Genomic DNA, 16,230 nt, shown 5'->3' with positions numbered 1-16,230 from the left:
TAACATTTTGAATTTCTAATTGATAATTTTGTCGCGTACCCTTCGCTGGCAATTTGAACATTTTTGTCACAATTGCATAGGAATCACTACAAGGAGGGAACTGATGAGTTCATCAGCTTCAATAAAAAACAACTCGCCAAAGAAACCTATTTTTACCCGTTTTCTCGATGGTGTTGAGTATTTGGGGAATCTATTACCCCACCCGATCACTCTTTTCGCAATCTTCTGTGTCGCTATTCTAGTTACTTCAGGTATCGCTGGATATTTTGAAGTATCTGTTATGGACCCTCGTCCAGAAGGTGCTCCAGGTCGTGCTGCTGACGGCATGATCTACGTTGTAAGCTTACTTAATGCTGAAGGCTTACAGCTCATTGTTACTAATCTCGTGACAAACTTTGTTGGCTTTGCGCCATTAGGTACTGTGCTTGTTGCAATGCTAGGTGTAGCGATTGCTGAGCACTCAGGTCTATTATCTGCGGCGATGCGTGGCATGGTAATGGGCGCATCTAAGCGCATGGTTACGGTAACCGTCGTTTTTGCAGGTATTATCTCTAACACGGCTTCAGAGCTGGGTTATGTAGTACTTATCCCGCTTGCAGCAATGCTTTTCCACTCTTTGGGTCGTCACCCATTAGCAGGTCTAGCGGCAGCATTTGCTGGTGTATCTGGTGGTTATTCTGCAAACCTTCTAATTGGTACGGTTGATCCACTGCTTTCTGGTATTACCACAACAGCAGCACAAATGATCGACCCGACTTACAACGTTGGTCCTGAATCAAACTGGTACTTCATGTTTGTTTCTACTTTCTTCATCGCGATTACAGGTGCATTTGTAACTGAGAAGATTGTTGAACCAAAACTGGGTAAATACAACGACGAAGAAGCGTCTGAAGATTTATCAAATGATTCAATGGGCAAGCTAACAGACGTTGAGAAGAAAGGCCTTAAGCTTGCGGGTATCGCAGTATTAGCGGTTTCTGCACTTCTTGCATGGACGATTGTTCCAGCTGATGGTGTTCTACGTTCAGCAGCAGGTACGGTTTCGGGTTCTCCATTCCTGAAAAGTATCGTAGCGTTCATCTTCGTATTCTTCGCAGTTCCTGGTTTTGTTTACGGTAAAGTTACCGGCACAATGAAAACAGACCGTGACGTTATCAATGCAATGTCTAAGTCTATGTCTTCAATGGGCATGTACATCGTACTTGTGTTCTTCGCTGCTCAGTTTGTTGCTTTCTTTAAGTGGACTAACTTCGGCCAAGTATTCGCAGTTGCAGGTGCTACGTTCCTACAGGATATCGGCCTAACGGGTCCAATGTTGTTCTTCGCATTCATCCTAATGTGTGGCTTCATTAACCTAATGATCGGTTCGGCTTCTGCTCAGTGGGCAGTAACAGCACCTATCTTCGTTCCAATGCTAATGCTAGTAGGCTACGCACCAGAAACGATTCAAGCTGCTTACCGTATCGGTGACTCAACAACGAACATCATTACTCCAATGATGAGCTACTTCGGTCTTATCCTTGCAGTAGCAACGCGTTACATGAAGAACCTAGGTATCGGTACTCTGATTGCAACTATGCTTCCATACTCAATCGTATTCTTGGTTGGTTGGAGCTTAATGTTCTACGTTTGGGTATTCGTATTTGGCCTACCAGTAGGTCCGGGGGCTGCAACGTACTACACGCCTTAGTAAGCTGTGATGGGCGAACATTTTGATTCGCTATCAACTTAAACTATGAGATACCAAAGAGCCTGCATTGATGCAGGCTCTTTTTATTGGAGTCTGAAAATTCTTGAAGCCTATAAATTATTCAAGCCTACAAACTTACAACCCCGCGAAACGATAGGTTACCCCCAATTCAAATGACCAACCTAAATCTCGCTGGACCAAGTAGCTGTTGCTGTCGTGATGTATTAAGTCAGTTCGTGCGATACCAATCCAAGTGGGTGTGAACTCATAGAGTCCGATTAACCCAGCTTGATAGACAAAGGTTGAGCCAGAATCAAACTGACTCAACCCTGAGGAAGAAGCTTCGGCGTTAGAAATGCCGTAAAGATGATTTGAGAGCTTCTTGTCTCGATAGTCGATTTCTAGGTAAGGTGTAATCGTGAATGGCTGGGTCCACGTTTCTAAGGTTCTGCCTAAGTGAAGTTGAACTTCGTAGCCGTTATGTTCTGAAGTCACGTCGTGTAAATAGGTGAGGCGTGCGCCTACCGTGCCTAAGGTTATCCCTAACTCTCCATTGCCATCTCTGTCTTGAATACCATTAGGCAGATCAACGAAGGTGTCTGACACTTCAGCAAAGCGCCAGTTTCCTGATAACCCCACATAAGGTAGCAGTTGCCAATTGGCTAGGCTGCCATCAATAAAGCCTTTCGGGCCAGAATAGAAGAGGTTAGGTGTTGCACTGAATTGAAGAGAACTGTTAGTGGAGAAAACACTTTCACCATAGGTGATGCTGCCTCCAATGATTCCGTATTCTTCATCGGCGAAATCTTTATGGGCAAAGCCTTCATCAGCAAAACTTTCATCGGCAAAGGAAAGTTGAGTGCTGCAAAAAAGAATGGATAGCGAGAGGGCGATTCGACGAACCATAATCAATACTCCGTTATTGTAATAAATATCAAGAACGGAGTATGTCGATTAAAATTTCATCTGGGCTACTGCGACTAAGAGATGGCTTTGAGCTCTCTCTTAATAAGAAAAGTCGAGGTTAGCGTTTTGCTAGCAGGCGATCGAGGTGGTTGGCGAACTCACGGCGGTCGGTTTGAGAAAGGGTGCTTGGTCCGCCAGTTTGGATGCCACTTGAACGCATGGTTTCCATAAAATCACGAATGTTGAGACGCGCTTTAATGGTTTCTTTGGTGTAAAGCTCACCGCGCGAGCTTAGCGCCAGAGCACCTTTGGTGATCACTTCGTCTGCCAGAGGGATGTCTGAAGTAATGACAAGGTCGCCTTTCTCTGTTCGTTTTACTATTTCGTTGTCGGCGATATCGAAGCCACTTGGTACTTGAATAGAGTGGATGTTCACTCGTTTTGGTACAGGAACAACGTGGTTTGCGATGAAGGTGCATTCAACACCAGTTCGCTCAGCTGCGCGTACGATGGTTTCTCGGATAACCTTGGGACAAGCGTCCGCATCAACCCATATCTTCATAGTGTTCTATTTCTCAGTTAGCTTATTGTTCAGTTAACTTAGCTTCAAGCGTGGCAACACGAGCGGTAAGTTCTAGGATTTGCTTTTCCAGTTGGCTAACACGGTCTAGTGCTGGCTCTTCTTGTGTCGCGACTTCAACTTTAGGTACGCGATTCGCACTTTTCCAGCTCTTGATGGTTGTGATTAAAGCAGGCATTGGAACCGATGTACTCATGCGAGCTTTTACTAATGCAACGGTCGGCTCTTTGCCTTGTGCTTGCAGTCCTTCAAGCACTGATTTCAACTCTTCAGAAACATCTTTTGTCAGCATGTTGACCTCCATTTTTAGTCTTTGGTCATTTTACTCGCTCCGGTGGATGATAGCGAATCATAAAACATCCCATGGCGTGTGAGAGATCTCTTACAAAGGCTGTGAGATAACACGAATACTTGCCTAGAGAGATTGATATGCATATGGTTAAGGTGTTGAATTTTAATTGTTTTATATAATTAACAACTCAATTGAATTCAAAGTGTGATGTAAATCTATTGTCCGAAATCCTAAATCGCGTAAATTAAACCTTGTCGGAAGGATTCTGACACGGAACAGGAAAGCACCAAGGATTTGGTTATCTTCAGGATGAAGATTTGGTTACTTAGGATTGAGTGATCAAGCATGGAGCGTAAGGACATTGTAGGGATACAGTCAGTTAACAGGAAGTTAGCTGCAACGGAATGACAATGGACACCTTTAGGATTAAAGGGTTGGATTAGCATCAGGACGATGTAAAGGACACCGCTCACGGAACAAGTGATGTGCGCTAACTAGGATTGTTAGCTTTCAGGATGATTGGACACCGCTAGGACGGCGAAGTAAAGGAAAGAGCTGAAGGATTACAGCCACTATTATGGATGATGCATGGAGCATTAATTAGTAGCCGGACTGCTGCGAGTAAGACCCTAGCCCTGACACTTCGGTGTCGGGGCTTTTCTTTTTCTGAAGCTTTCTCTGTCTAGGAGGCTTTTTAATCGAGAGCTTTTCATCTAAGAGCGCGACATCTGCTTTTCTGCTAATGGTCAACACAAGGAGTGTTTTATGACGATAGCAACCTCAAGAACGCTGTTGGTACCTTATACTGAACAGCTAGAACTCGACTTTATCAAGTTAAACTGTTGCCCCATTAATCGTGCTGAAATGAACGGGCCGCATTCTGTTGCCTCTGCAAAGCACCTTTTTCAAGAAATACTGCAAGACAACGTCGGCTTCTGCCGTGCGATCATCCATAACCAAACTCGCGAATATCTAGGACATGTCTTTATTTCATCTGAAAAGGGCAGGCATGAGCTTGGCTTTATTTTGGATAAAGAACACTGGAATAAAGGGCTTGCGAGTGAAGTGCTAAAACCTTTCTTTAGCTTGGTGTGTTTTGAAGAGCACCTAACGAATGTCGTCGCAACCGTTAATGTCGGCCATAACCCATCCATTAAGTTGTTAGAAAAACTCGGCTTTGCATTTAAAGAGACCAAACAAGATCAGTTTGGTCCTTATCATGAATATCGCTATACCGCGTATTGTGACGTTACATTCTATGAGGCTGCAGCTCAAACCGCATAGAGCGGAAGCCAACCATGGTCAGCTTGCCTTGGTATAGGTCATCACCTAGCGCTGAAAACTCAAATTGGTACACAGTATGCCAGCGCCAAATCGTGGTTAACTCATGGCGCATCTTAAGCTTATGACCACTAAAAGCGACACTCAACAACTGTAAGTCCAGCTCTTTACACTTTCTCGCAATGGCAGCCTTCGCAAGCTCTGATTGCCTGCGCTGCTGCCAAAATAAAAAGCAAAAGAAGCACAGAAACAAAATAGCCAATAAGTTATCTATCATTTAATCCATACTTCCTTTTTTATCTCTTCATTCCAATTGTGATAGTTGCGCGTTTTGATGAGCTACAAAGTGAATCTCTTAGTGAGCTTATTTAGCCTATTTTGCTTATTTAGCTTTGGCCGCTTGCTGCAGTTCGACCAGTGCGTTGGCAAGTTCTGGTGATGGATTTGAGTTCAGTAGCGGTAAAAATACCATTCTCAGAGTTGGAATCATCACTAAATCTGCAAATAACTGATTGAACAAGTTTTGGTTGCCCGTTTGTGCGAGACGCAGCAAGAACTGCTCAGCAATCGCTGGATTTTGCAGTGCGTGCCAGCTTCGACCAGCCAAACCAATTAATACCTCTTGGTGACTTAAGCGTGGGCTCGCCAGAACTTGGTTAATTACGGCATTCGTTGTGCTTTGCTCAGCACCAGAAAGGGCACGAACCAACGCAGACAGCAAGAACAGATCCGGTTCTTGGCTGTTAATCTCATTTTCGGCCATCTCTTGTAAGCGTTGAGCCAGTTTGTCATTGATTTGCGTGTGCTCAAGCGCCCCTAGCGTTGCGTATAGAGGTTCTGATGGTAGTTTGTTCAATGCTTTACGAATCGCGACACCGTTTTGTTGGCTGCCTAGGCGAGCACACATATCGGTGATGCCTTGAAGACCAACCGTTTTCCAGTTGTCCCAACCTAGATCGCCAGTGAAGTAGTGTTGAGCGTGTTCGTAGTATTGGCTCGTCGCCAGGTCTAAACCTGCTCTTACTTGGCTATGGAACACGGCCATCTTGTCTTCTGAAGGCTTAAACGTGTATGGATTATTAGACAGCTTTTGTTGTTGCTCTTCGCTGATCTCGCCGTTTAGACGAGTGCCCATCGCTTCGATAACAAACTTAAGGAAGTTGCCTACATCGCCTTGATGCAATAGGCCTCTTTCGTCCAGCTTGAACTTTAGGAACCAAATCCACGGCTGCTTGTGTTCGTTCCAGTAACTAATGGCTAAGTGAGCTTGTTTCTGAAGTGGAAATGGGTACGGCTGTTTCCCTTGCTCAACATCAGAGAATAAGGTGTTGTCGATCTTCTGAATGCGACGACCTAGGTCGTAGATATCGTATTGGCAACCGCTATTCTTTAGTAACTGAGTGAGCGTGTGAATCGTTTCCATAGTAATAAAGCTCCTAACTTTCTTTCCTAAATAGATGGTACTCTATGCCCCAATTTCAAGGTCACTAGATAAATAACTTGGTGAAAAATGACAGCTGCCACAAAGTTACCTCTTTTACTTCAACAATTAGAACAACAAATGCGCCAATGTTCGCTGTGGAGTGACGTTCCACCTTCAAGCGAAGCTCTGGCCAGTGTTGAACCTTTCGCGATTGATTCGTTACAACCTGAAGAGTGGTTGCAGTGGATCTTCATCGTTAAGATCAACGCAATGATGGATGCACAAATGAGCCTACCAAAGGGCTTTGCTATTCACCCTTACTTTGGTGAAGTATGGAAAAATGAGGCAGACAAGGCCGAACTGCTAGTGACGATTCAGAGCATTGATGAGGTATGTGCGTAATGTTAGAGATCATTTATCAAGATGAGTATTTTGTCGCGGTGAATAAGCCGGCGGGCATGCTAGTGCATCGCTCATGGTTGGATAAACACGAGACTCAATTTGTGATGCAGACTCTGCGTGATCAAATTGGCCAGCACGTCTTTCCTCTGCACCGTTTAGACCGTCCAACGTCTGGCGTATTGGTGTTTGCTCTATCGAGTGAGGTTGCGTCTGAGGTGATGCCAATGTTCGCTAACCATGAGATGCAAAAGACTTACCATGCAATTGTTCGTGGTTGGATAGAAGAGGGCGATACGCTCGATTACGCACTGAAGGTTGAATTGGATAAGATCGCAGATAAGTTCGCGAAAGAAGACAAAGAAGCGCAAGAGGCGGTGACAGTCTATGAGCCGCTAGCAAAAGTCGAAGTGCCATATTCAACGGGGCGATTTCCGACTAGCCGTTACTGCTTGGTTGAGATGATGCCAAAGACAGGTCGCAAACATCAGCTGCGTCGTCATATGGCTCACCTAAGACACCCAATCGTTGGCGATACTTCGCATGGTGATGGTAAGCACAATCGACTGTTTCGTGATGATTTAGATTCGCACCGTTTGTTACTGCATGCGTCTGAATTACGTTTTATTCACCCTTTTACTAAAGAAGAGTTGGTAATGAAGGCCAGCCTAGATGAAACGTGGTTAAGGTTGTTTGAAACCTTTGAGTGGGACACCAACTTAATCGATGCTAAAGCGTGTTCGTCTAAGTAAAAGCACTCGCATGTAAGTAAGCATAGAAAGTAGAGTAAAACAAAGGGCTGATAATGATATCAGCCCTTTTTTAATGTCTGTGTGATCTGAGCGGAACAACTAATCGTGATTGTTAGTTATTGTCCTCTGGATCATTTTAGCTTTTCTAGATCGGCCTCGATCTCAGAGATCTTACTCGATACCACTTTCTCTAGGTGGCGCAAGTCAGTAAGGATCTTCTGCTTCACGTCCATCTCAGTGGTTGGTGTCGGTTTGGTGATTTTGTTCAGTTCATCAATCACAAGAGTGAGGTTGCGGTTTATCTCAGTCACTTCTTTGTATTGATTATTGCCACCGCTAACAAGCACACTTTTTACTTGTCTTGGGTATTTAAACTTAACGCTTTTCGCGAACAGTTCACCTTTCTGCTTACGAAAGTAAATCTTCAGGATATCTTTGTGCGCTTCTTGGCGAAGGGAGTAACGTTCAATCTGTTTAGGTTCGTGGATACCTAAGCCAGTGAGGTTTGGATACATAAGCGACCTCTAGTTTATGAATGTAATACTTTTATGTAATTGACTTAATCAATGTAGCAGCCTAACGACGAGCTAGATAGTTGATATCTGGGAATTGATTGTAAGTTGTGGGCAAGATCGCTCTCTATCTTTACCCACATTTATTCGACGGTTAGATTCTCTTTTTAAGGCGCAAGTTCCGAAACATGTTCCGTTAATCTTTCTCTCAACGCTTGCTCTTGTTCTTCAGAAAGCCTTCCTCCCGCTTCACTGGTCAGAATGAACAAATCTTCTGCTCGTTCACCTATAGTGGTGATTTTTGCGCCGTGTAAATTAATGTCTAACTCAGCAAAGGTAGCACCTACTTGAGCCAATAGCCCTGGCGTGTCTAGAGCTCTTAACTCCATTAAGGTGCGCTTTTTACTCTTGGTTGGTAGGAACTCAACCAAAGTCTTCACCTTGAAGTGCTGTAAGTTACGAGGTGTGCGGCGTGTCTTGATCTTAGTCGGACGACCATCCGCCAGAACATGAGTCAGGTGCTTAGCCACGGCTTTGTGTCTTGCTTCATCAATCGCTTCACCATGTTGGTCGAGTACGATAAAAGTATCCAAAACATGACCATCTTTGCTGACCATGACCTGCGCGTCGTGAACGTTAAAATTACGTCTATCAAGCTCGGCAACCACGGTCGCGAAAAGTGCTGCTTGGTCTTTGCAGTAAACGAATACCTCTGTTCCACCACGTGTCGCTTTTTTGCTGATCAGCACCAGCGGTTGGCTTGGGTCTTCGAGGCGAAGTAAGTGCTCACAGTGCCAAGCGATTTGCTTGTGCGTGTGACGTAAGAAGTAATCGGCTTTAAAGCGTTGCCACAACACTTCAATTTCACGAGCAGTGAAGCCCTCTTTACGCAGCAATGCTGATGCCATTTGTTGGTTGTGGCGAATACGGTCTCGTACATCAACAGGGTTTTCTAAGCCGCGGCGAAGTGCACGTTGTGTTGAGTGGAATAGCTCTGCTAACAGGGTGCGTTTCCAGCTGTTCCATAGCTCAGGGTTAGTCGCACAGATATCGGCGACGGTTAAGCACACCAGTAACTCTAATGATTCTTCATCGCGTACTTTCTTAGCGAACTCGGTAATCACATCCGGGTCGTAGATATCACGACGCTGCGCAGTCACAGACATCAACAGGTGATTTTGAACGAGCCATGCTACTTGCTTGGCTTCTGGTTTCGATAACCCATGTTCAATACAGAAAGAATAAGCTTCAACCGCACCAATCTCTGAGTGGTCACCGCCGCGCCCTTTACCGATGTCATGGAAGATAGCCGCAAGAATCAGCAACTCTTTCTTCTGCACACGAGGATACACTTCACAACAGATAGGGTGCTTGTCGTGGTTTTCTACTTGGCTAAAACGATTGATGTGCTTGAGCAGGCGAATACTGTGTTCATCCACGGTGTAAACATGAAACAGGTCGAACTGCATTTGACCGACAATCTGGCTCCACTGGGGCAAGTACGCCGAAAGTACGCCTAGCTTGTGCATCAAGCTAAAGGCTTTGTGCAGAGCATTAGGGTGACGAACCAAGGCCATGAACTTCTCGCGAGCCTCAGGAATTGTATGAAGGAATCGGTTCAATCGACGACGTGCCGTACGCAGTTGTCGCAATGTTGGTGGGCTAACCCCTTCGATAGAGGAGTCGTTCGCGATATGGATAAACATATCGAGAATGGTTTCTGGTCTCGCTTGGAATAGAGCAGGCTTGCGGGCTTCAATCAGTGAACCACGACGCTGGAAGTCATTGTCTAGAATCTCGGCGTCTTGAGTCTGACCACCATTAATGATCGCTTGATCGAACAACTTAAGCAGCATCTTATTGAGTTCAGCGACACGACGAAGCGTGCGGTAGAACTCTTTCATCATCATCTCAACGCCACGGTTGCCTTCGCCGGTATAACCCAAATGTTCAGCGACTTGAGCTTGGTGGGCAAACGTCAGGCGGTTGTCGTAACGGCGCAACTCAATATGCAGCGCAAAACGAACGCGCCATAGGAAATCTTGGCACTCCACTAACTCACGATATTCCGCATCAGTTAGAAAGCCGTACTTACTCATTTCCAGCAAAGATGTGGCACCGAAGTGTCGACGCGCAACCCAGCTCAGGGTGTGGATGTCTCTGAGTCCACCTGGAGTCGATTTAATGTCGGGTTCAAGATTGTAAGTGGTGTCGTGGTAGCGAGCGTGACGCTCTCTCTGCTCTTGAATCTTAGCCTTGTAGAAGGTCTCACTTGGCCAAAACGAATCAGAGTGAATCTTCAGTTTCAGTTCTTGGAAGGTGTCTTCACTGCCACACAATAAGCGTGACTCTTGCAGGTTAGTTGCAACGGTTAAGTCATCAATGCCGATATCAAGACACTCAGCAATGGTTCGTACCGCGTGGCCGACTTCGAGTCTTAAATCCCAGAGTAGGGTGATGAACTGGCTGACTTTTTCACCGAGTGCTGGTGGCAGTGTTTTCTGCGAGACGATAAGGATATCAATGTCAGACAAGGGGTGAAGCTCACCACGGCCATAACCACCTACAGCGACGAGGGAAATATGAGGCAGTTTGTTGAATCCGAAATGCTCCCATAGGCGATTAAGAAGCAAGTCCATGTATTCGGAGCGCAGCAACACTAAGTCGGTCACTGGGTGATGATTCAGGAATTCATTTTTTTGATACTGCGTGAAGATCTCGAGCTGATTTTTTAATTCGCAGATTTCAATTTGTTCGTCATTGAACGTAAGAGGGCATTGATAAGGCATAGGGTCTGCTATCCGTGCAAGCAAATGAGAATAGTAAACAATTTACCAGAAGCTGATGGAAAATCGAAATTGAGTGAATAAAAAAATATCCTCGACAAAGCGAGGATATTTTTAAAAGGCTGATGCGTTCAGTTCGGTGAACTAAGCGTTCTTCATGATACGTGGAATTGTATCGTCGCTGCGTAGTGTCAGTACTTCACAACCTGTATCTGTTACAACCAGTGTGTGTTCCCACTGCGCCGAGTTTTTGCTGTCTGCTGTGTATACTGTCCAGCTATCTTGGTCATCAAGACGGCAGCCAAACTTGCCCGCGTTGATCATTGGCTCGATAGTAAAACACATGCCAGCTTTTAGTACAGTGCGGTCGTTGTTTTTGTAGTGAACCACTTGTGGATCTTCGTGGAACTCAGAACCGATGCCGTGACCACAGTAATCTTTAACAATAGAGAACTTCGCACGTGGGTTGTTCTTGTTGTTTGTTTTGATGTACTTCTCGATAGCGGTACCGATTTGGCCAAGTTGAACACCTGGCTTAACTTGGCGCATACCTTCGTAAAGCGCTTCTTGAGCAACCATGCACAGACGCTTGTTAGCCGGTGATACTTCACCCACTAGGAACATCTTAGATGTGTCACCGTGGTAGCCTTGTGGGCGAGTGCTTAAATCTGCGTTTTCGTCATCAGGGATGATTACTGTGATATCAACGTTCAGGATGTCGCCATCTTTCAGTACAGCAGGCTTGAATTGACCAGTGCTGCCAGTCTCATCTTGTGATGCTGGAATACCGTGGCACACAATGTGGTTGATAGACGTACAGATAGACTTAGGGAAACCGTGGTAATCAAGTGGTGCTGAGTATGCGCCTCTTTCTAGAGCGTACTCGTGACAGATTTGGTTTAGCTCTTCTGTCGTTGTACCCACTTGAATGTGAGGTTCAATCATCTCTAGAATTTCAGAAGCCAGCTTGCCGGCGACGCGCATTTTTTCAATTTCTTCAGCAGTTTTAATTTTTACAGCCATTGCATATCTCTTAATTTGGTAGCACCTAAGTGTGCATATTGGGGCTATTCTATCAGTGCAGCAATTTAGCGCAACATTCCCATATCCGTACAATGCTGGTGGATACCTCTCAGCCTGAGTGAATAATGTTCGGTTTGTTGATACCGAAGTGATTGGAAAGGGACACTATTTATAGAGGAAATTTGCCTTTAGGGATCAGTATAGCAGTCGCCATTTTTAGATTTTTTTCTAGCCATAGATAGACAAAATATGGTATAAAGCGCGCCGGACATCAGGACTGTTTTCTCCAATTGGCGAAACTGACTTTGTGTCTACTAACTTATATCTTTAAATCACACACATTCCGACACATGTTCCGGGGTGCCTCAACAACACGAATAACGGCTGAAAAGTGGTTAGTTGTTAGGGGTCGGATTCATGGGGGATGTGGAGGCCTAACCCCATAGAGGATTTTAAAATGGCAACTGTATCAATGCGCGATATGCTTAAAGCTGGTGTTCACTTCGGTCACCAAACTCGTTACTGGAACCCAAAAATGAAGCCATTCATCTTTGGTGCTCGTAACAAAGTACATATCATCAACCTAGAAAAAACTGTACCAATGTTCAACGACGCTCTAGCTGAAATCGCTAAAGTTGGCGAGAAGAAAGGTAAAGTTCTTTTTGTTGGTACTAAGCGCGCTGCATCTGAAGCTGTTAAAGAAGCTGCTATCAACAGCAACCAGTTCTACGTTAACAACCGCTGGTTAGGCGGTATGCTAACGAACTACAAAACTGTTCGTCAGTCTATCAAGCGTCTGAAAGAACTTGAAGCGCAAGCTCAAGACGGTACTTTCGACAAGCTTACTAAGAAAGAAGCTCTAATGCGTACTCGCGAAATGGAGAAGCTAGAGAAATCTCTTGGTGGTATCAAGAACATGGGCGGCCTACCAGACGCTCTATTCGTAATCGATGCTGATCACGAACACATCGCAGTTAAAGAAGCAAACAACCTAGGTATCCCAGTTTACGCTGTAGTTGATACTAACTCTAACCCAGACGGCGTTGACTTCGTTATCCCAGGTAACGATGATGCTATCCGTGCAGTACAGCTTTACCTAAACGCTGCTGCAGACGCGGTTAAAGAAGGTCGTAACAAAGATGTTGCTGCTGTAGCTGCTGAAAAAGATGGTTTTGTAGAAGCTGAATAATAGCGGCTCTGAATCACGCTTGGCTTAGCTAATTTAGATTTTGAAATCTTTATTAAATGTAAGCTAAGTTATAGTTAGATCGGGGGCCTCATTTTGGCCCCTGATTTTTACCTTATTTTCGAATCAACCGAGGAATAGAGAATGGCAACTGTAACTGCTGCTCTAGTTAAAGAACTTCGCGAGCGCACTGGCGCTGGCATGATGGAATGTAAGAAAGCGCTTGTAGAAGCAAACGCTGACATCGAACTAGCAATTGAAAATATGCGTAAATCTGGCGCAGCGAAAGCAGCTAAGAAAGCTGGTAACGTTGCTGCTGAAGGCGCAATCATCATCAAAGAAGAGAACGGCGTAGCTGCTCTTCTTGAAGTTAACTGCCAAACTGACTTCGTAGCAAAAGATGCTAACTTCACTGCATTCGCAGAAGAAGTTGCAGCTGCAGCAGTAGCTTCTCAAGCAACTGTTGAAGAGCTACAAGCACAGTTCGAAGAAACTCGCGTTGCTCTAGTTGCAAAAATCGGCGAAAACATCAACATCCGTCGCGTACAATACGTTTCAGGTGTTGCACTAGCTTCTTACCGTCACGGCGAGAAAATCGGTGTTGTTGTTGCTGGTGAAGGCGAAGCTGAAACTCTTAAGCACGTTGCAATGCACGTTGCTGCATCACGTCCTGAGTTCCTAAACCCAGAAGACGTACCTGCAGACGTAGTTGCTAAAGAGAAAGCAGTTCAAGTTGAAATCGCTATGAACGAAGGCAAACCAGCTGAAATCGCAGAGAAAATGGTTGTTGGCCGTATGAAGAAATTCACGGGCGAAATCTCTCTAACTGGTCAAGCTTTCATCATGGAGCCTAAGCAAACTGTTGGCGCTATCCTTAAAGAGAAAGGCGCTTCAGTATCTAACTTCGTACGTCTAGAAGTTGGTGAAGGCATCGAGAAAGCTGCTGAAATGAGCTTCGCTGACGAAGTTGCAGCGGTACAAAAAGGTTAATCCTTAGCGTATTGTTTGAAAAAAGACCGTGGCCATTGCTGCGGTCTTTTTATGAATAGTGAATTATTTTTTGCTCGCAACGTTAGCTGTTATGAATGCGAACTGACATATTCAGTTTTTATCCATGACTGTTAATCATCAACTCTTTGGAAGGTAAACTCCATGACTACGAACCCTAAACCAGCGTATCAACGTATTCTGTTAAAACTTAGCGGTGAAGCACTACAAGGCGAAGAAGGTTTTGGTATTGACCCGACGATCCTTGATCGTATGGCTCAAGAAGTAAAAGAATTGGTTGAACTAGGTGTTCAAGTAGGTGTTGTTATCGGTGGCGGTAACCTTTTCCGTGGTGCAGGTCTTGCAGAAGCTGGCATGAACCGCGTTGTTGGTGACCACATGGGTATGCTTGCAACGGTAATGAACGGCCTTGCAATGCGTGACGCTCTACACCGTGCTTACGTAAACGCACGTGTAATGTCAGCAATCCCTCTTAAAGGTGTGTGTGACGACTACAACTGGGCAGATGCTATCAGCCAACTACGTCAAGGTCGCGTTGTGATCTTCTCTGCTGGTACTGGTAACCCATTCTTTACTACGGATTCTGCTGCATGTCTACGTGGTATCGAAATCGAAGCTGACGTAGTTCTAAAAGCGACAAAGGTAGATGGTGTATTTACTTCTGACCCTGTAGCAAACCCAGACGCAGAGCTGTATGATACGTTGTCTTACAACACGGTTCTTGATAAAGAACTTAAAGTAATGGACTTGGCTGCATTTACGCTAGCACGTGATCACAAAATGCCAATCCGCGTATTTAACATGAATAAGCCAGGCGCACTACGTCGCGTGGTTATGGGTGAAACTGAAGGTACATTAATCAGCGACGCTGACTAATTTTTCGGGCTTACTGAAGGTTATACTTCGGTAAGCTTATCCTTATCACTCCAAATAAAAAGCTTTCTTGAAGAAAGAACATAATCAAGGTGAAATTGTGATTAACGAAATCAAAAAAGACGCTCAAGAGCGCATGGTAAAAAGTGTTGATGCACTAAAAAACAGCCTGCAAAAGATTCGTACAGGTCGTGCGCACCCAAGCCTACTTTCTGGTCTTACTGTTGAGTACTACGGTGCTCCAACTCCTTTGACTCAAGTAGCTAACGTTATCGCTGAAGATGCACGTACACTAGCTATCACAGTGTTTGATAAAACACTGACTCCTCTAGTAGAAAAAGCTATCCTAACATCTGACCTAGGCCTAAACCCTATGTCTGCTGGTACGGTTATCCGTGTTCCACTTCCACCGCTAACGGAAGAGCGTCGTAAAGACCTAGTTAAAATCGTTCGTGGCGAAGCTGAAGGTGGCCGTGTTGCTATCCGTAACATCCGTCGTGACGCGAATGGCGATCTAAAAGCACTTCTTAAAGATAAAGAAATCTCTGAAGACGAAGATCGTAAAGCACAAGACGAAATTCAAAAGCTAACTGACGCTGCGGTTAAGAACGTAGACGAAGTTCTAGCAACTAAAGAAAAAGAGTTGATGGAAGTTTAATTTTCCCTATTCTTTTCTTTCCGGAAAAACGCTGTACTCACGGTGCAGCGTTTTTTTATGCTACTCTGTTCGACTATTAGAATTTGATTCACTCTTTTATGCATAATTCTCAAGCGTTCACAGACTCTCTTCCTAAACACATTGCTATCATTATGGATGGTAATGGTCGCTGGGCAAAAGCTCAGGGCAAGCCTCGCGTCTTTGGTCATAAAAACGGTGTTCAAGCCGTTCGTAAAACCATCTCTTCTGCAGCCAGACTTGGCATCAAAGCAGTCACTCTTTTTGCATTTAGTAGCGAAAACTGGCGTCGTCCTGAAGAAGAAGTCGGTATCTTGATGGAACTGTTTATTTCAGTGCTGTCGAGTGAAGTAAAAAAGCTTCATAAAAATAATCTACAACTTCGTGTTATTGGTGATAAAAGTCGTTTCAATGAGCGACTACAAAAGAAGATAGAAGAAGCGGAAGCTTTGACTAGCACCAATACCGGTATGGTTATTAATATTGCAGCTAACTACGGCGGTAAGTGGGATATCCAGCAAGCAATGACCTCTATTGCTCAACAGGTAAAGTCTGGCGATATTAATGTAGATGACATTGATGAAGCTATGATTACACAGCACCTGACGATGGCAGATATTCCTGAGGTTGATCTACTTATCCGTACCAGTGGCGAATGCCGCATTAGTAATTTTATGCTTTGGCAATTGGCTTACGCCGAAATGTATTTCACTGAACAATTCTGGCCAGACTTTAATGAAGACAGCTTAGTAGAAGCTGTGACTTGGTTTGTTAACCGTGAGCGTCGTTTTGGATGCACCGGTGAGCAAATTAAAGCTCTGATGGACAGTTAATAAGGATTTT

Annotated in this window: 17 protein-coding genes; 9 read left to right on the top strand and 8 right to left on the bottom strand. The window is 44.7% G+C overall.

From position 1 onward, the window contains the following. The first annotated feature begins 103 nt into the window (after positions 1-103). Positions 104-1,690, top strand: a complete 1,587-nt coding sequence (locus FLM53_RS04175) for an AbgT family transporter (protein ID WP_017630782.1) — start codon at positions 104-106, stop codon at positions 1,688-1,690. Between the two features lie 135 nt (positions 1,691-1,825). On the opposite strand, the gene FLM53_RS04170 is transcribed toward FLM53_RS04175, so the two are convergent. The 3 genes from FLM53_RS04170 to FLM53_RS04160 all read right to left on the bottom strand — a co-directional run bounded on the left by FLM53_RS04170 (position 1,826) and on the right by FLM53_RS04160 (position 3,468). Further along, positions 1,826-2,596, bottom strand: a complete 771-nt coding sequence (locus FLM53_RS04170) for a MipA/OmpV family protein (RefSeq protein ID WP_176680307.1) — start codon at positions 2,594-2,596, stop codon at positions 1,826-1,828. A gap of 118 nt (positions 2,597-2,714) precedes the next feature. Continuing rightward, positions 2,715-3,158: a YaiI/YqxD family protein gene (locus FLM53_RS04165; RefSeq protein ID WP_017630780.1), complete on the bottom strand. Its 444-nt coding sequence runs from the start codon at positions 3,156-3,158 to the stop codon at positions 2,715-2,717. A gap of 22 nt (positions 3,159-3,180) precedes the next feature. Beyond that, positions 3,181-3,468 carry a hypothetical protein gene (locus tag FLM53_RS04160; RefSeq protein ID WP_017110392.1) on the bottom strand — a complete coding sequence of 96 codons (288 nt, stop codon included), beginning with the start codon at positions 3,466-3,468 and terminating at the stop codon, positions 3,181-3,183. A 765-nt stretch (positions 3,469-4,233) separates the two neighbouring features. Between FLM53_RS04160 and FLM53_RS04155 the strand changes: the two genes are divergently transcribed. Then, the gene (locus FLM53_RS04155) at positions 4,234-4,752 is read left to right on the top strand and encodes a GNAT family N-acetyltransferase (RefSeq protein ID WP_176680306.1); all 519 of its coding nucleotides are present in this window, start codon (positions 4,234-4,236) and stop codon (positions 4,750-4,752) included. Here the strand turns inward: FLM53_RS04155 and FLM53_RS04150 are convergent. Both FLM53_RS04150 and FLM53_RS04145 read right to left on the bottom strand, forming a co-directional pair. Continuing rightward, positions 4,718-5,026 (bottom strand): DUF3301 domain-containing protein, encoded by a 309-nt coding sequence (locus FLM53_RS04150; RefSeq protein WP_019821602.1) that lies wholly within the window; start codon positions 5,024-5,026, stop codon positions 4,718-4,720. The genes FLM53_RS04155 and FLM53_RS04150 overlap by 35 nt on opposite strands. A gap of 105 nt (positions 5,027-5,131) precedes the next feature. Continuing rightward, positions 5,132-6,172: a DUF3549 family protein gene (locus FLM53_RS04145; protein WP_176680305.1), complete on the bottom strand. Its 1,041-nt coding sequence runs from the start codon at positions 6,170-6,172 to the stop codon at positions 5,132-5,134. Positions 6,173-6,259: 87 nt separating this feature from the next. On the opposite strand from FLM53_RS04145, the gene FLM53_RS04140 reads away from it, so the two are divergent. Next, the gene (locus tag FLM53_RS04140; protein WP_176680304.1) at positions 6,260-6,574 is read left to right on the top strand and encodes a YqcC family protein; all 315 of its coding nucleotides are present in this window, start codon (positions 6,260-6,262) and stop codon (positions 6,572-6,574) included. After that, positions 6,574-7,323 carry a tRNA pseudouridine(65) synthase TruC gene (truC, locus tag FLM53_RS04135; protein WP_176680303.1) on the top strand — a complete coding sequence of 250 codons (750 nt, stop codon included), beginning with the start codon at positions 6,574-6,576 and terminating at the stop codon, positions 7,321-7,323. Before FLM53_RS04140 ends, truC begins: the two co-directional genes overlap by 1 nt. 131 nt (positions 7,324-7,454) lie before the next feature. Here the strand turns inward: truC and FLM53_RS04130 are convergent, their stop codons facing one another. From FLM53_RS04130 to map, 3 genes are all read right to left on the bottom strand, one after another. Beyond that, positions 7,455-7,838: a DUF3461 family protein gene (locus FLM53_RS04130; protein ID WP_017056299.1), complete on the bottom strand. Its 384-nt coding sequence runs from the start codon at positions 7,836-7,838 to the stop codon at positions 7,455-7,457. A gap of 164 nt (positions 7,839-8,002) precedes the next feature. Beyond that, complete coding sequence (glnD, locus tag FLM53_RS04125) at positions 8,003-10,624, bottom strand: bifunctional uridylyltransferase/uridylyl-removing protein GlnD (protein WP_176680302.1); 2,622 nt, start codon at positions 10,622-10,624, stop codon at positions 8,003-8,005. Between the two features lie 141 nt (positions 10,625-10,765). Further along, the gene (gene map / locus FLM53_RS04120; protein ID WP_176680301.1) at positions 10,766-11,644 is read right to left on the bottom strand and encodes a type I methionyl aminopeptidase; all 879 of its coding nucleotides are present in this window, start codon (positions 11,642-11,644) and stop codon (positions 10,766-10,768) included. Positions 11,645-12,101: 457 nt separating this feature from the next. Between map and rpsB the strand changes: the two genes are divergently transcribed. The 5 genes from rpsB (at position 12,102) to FLM53_RS04095 (ending at position 16,220) form a co-directional block, all read left to right on the top strand. Next, positions 12,102-12,833: a 30S ribosomal protein S2 gene (rpsB, locus tag FLM53_RS04115; protein ID WP_009847420.1), complete on the top strand. Its 732-nt coding sequence runs from the start codon at positions 12,102-12,104 to the stop codon at positions 12,831-12,833. Between the two features lie 141 nt (positions 12,834-12,974). Then, positions 12,975-13,820, top strand: coding sequence for a translation elongation factor Ts (tsf, locus tag FLM53_RS04110; protein ID WP_017630772.1), 846 nt, complete (start codon positions 12,975-12,977; stop codon positions 13,818-13,820). Between the two features lie 162 nt (positions 13,821-13,982). After that, positions 13,983-14,714, top strand: coding sequence for a UMP kinase (gene pyrH / locus FLM53_RS04105; protein WP_017630771.1), 732 nt, complete (start codon positions 13,983-13,985; stop codon positions 14,712-14,714). A 97-nt stretch (positions 14,715-14,811) separates the two neighbouring features. Next, complete coding sequence (gene frr / locus FLM53_RS04100; protein ID WP_026084234.1) at positions 14,812-15,369, top strand: ribosome recycling factor; 558 nt, start codon at positions 14,812-14,814, stop codon at positions 15,367-15,369. 98 nt (positions 15,370-15,467) lie between these two features. Further along, positions 15,468-16,220 (top strand): isoprenyl transferase, encoded by a 753-nt coding sequence (locus FLM53_RS04095; protein WP_052878904.1) that lies wholly within the window; start codon positions 15,468-15,470, stop codon positions 16,218-16,220. The last annotated feature ends 10 nt before the right edge of the window (positions 16,221-16,230 follow it).

The organism is Vibrio sp. Scap24, assembly GCF_013394185.1.
Classification (GTDB): Bacteria; Pseudomonadota; Gammaproteobacteria; order Enterobacterales; family Vibrionaceae; genus Vibrio; species Vibrio pomeroyi.
This window is presented reverse-complemented; position numbering and strand designations above follow the sequence as displayed.

What these genes read in the sequence shown, in the direction of transcription:
- truC (WP_176680303.1), top strand. Translation starts at nt 6,574, where the DNA reads ATGTTAGAGATCATTTATCAAGATGAGTATTTTGTCGCGGTGAATAAG.
- FLM53_RS04140 (WP_176680304.1), top strand. Translation starts at nt 6,260, where the DNA reads ATGACAGCTGCCACAAAGTTACCTCTTTTACTTCAACAATTAGAACAA.
- FLM53_RS04175 (WP_017630782.1), top strand. Translation starts at nt 104, where the DNA reads ATGAGTTCATCAGCTTCAATAAAAAACAACTCGCCAAAGAAACCTATT.
- rpsB (WP_009847420.1), top strand. Translation starts at nt 12,102, where the DNA reads ATGGCAACTGTATCAATGCGCGATATGCTTAAAGCTGGTGTTCACTTC.
- pyrH (WP_017630771.1), top strand. Translation starts at nt 13,983, where the DNA reads ATGACTACGAACCCTAAACCAGCGTATCAACGTATTCTGTTAAAACTT.
- FLM53_RS04095 (WP_052878904.1), top strand. Translation starts at nt 15,468, where the DNA reads ATGCATAATTCTCAAGCGTTCACAGACTCTCTTCCTAAACACATTGCT.
- glnD (WP_176680302.1), bottom strand. Translation starts at nt 10,624, where the DNA reads ATGCCTTATCAATGCCCTCTTACGTTCAATGACGAACAAATTGAAATC.
- tsf (WP_017630772.1), top strand. Translation starts at nt 12,975, where the DNA reads ATGGCAACTGTAACTGCTGCTCTAGTTAAAGAACTTCGCGAGCGCACT.
- FLM53_RS04145 (WP_176680305.1), bottom strand. Translation starts at nt 6,172, where the DNA reads ATGGAAACGATTCACACGCTCACTCAGTTACTAAAGAATAGCGGTTGC.
- FLM53_RS04155 (WP_176680306.1), top strand. Translation starts at nt 4,234, where the DNA reads ATGACGATAGCAACCTCAAGAACGCTGTTGGTACCTTATACTGAACAG.
- FLM53_RS04170 (WP_176680307.1), bottom strand. Translation starts at nt 2,596, where the DNA reads ATGGTTCGTCGAATCGCCCTCTCGCTATCCATTCTTTTTTGCAGCACT.
- FLM53_RS04160 (WP_017110392.1), bottom strand. Translation starts at nt 3,468, where the DNA reads ATGCTGACAAAAGATGTTTCTGAAGAGTTGAAATCAGTGCTTGAAGGA.
- FLM53_RS04130 (WP_017056299.1), bottom strand. Translation starts at nt 7,838, where the DNA reads ATGTATCCAAACCTCACTGGCTTAGGTATCCACGAACCTAAACAGATT.
- FLM53_RS04165 (WP_017630780.1), bottom strand. Translation starts at nt 3,158, where the DNA reads ATGAAGATATGGGTTGATGCGGACGCTTGTCCCAAGGTTATCCGAGAA.
- map (WP_176680301.1), bottom strand. Translation starts at nt 11,644, where the DNA reads ATGGCTGTAAAAATTAAAACTGCTGAAGAAATTGAAAAAATGCGCGTC.
- FLM53_RS04150 (WP_019821602.1), bottom strand. Translation starts at nt 5,026, where the DNA reads ATGATAGATAACTTATTGGCTATTTTGTTTCTGTGCTTCTTTTGCTTT.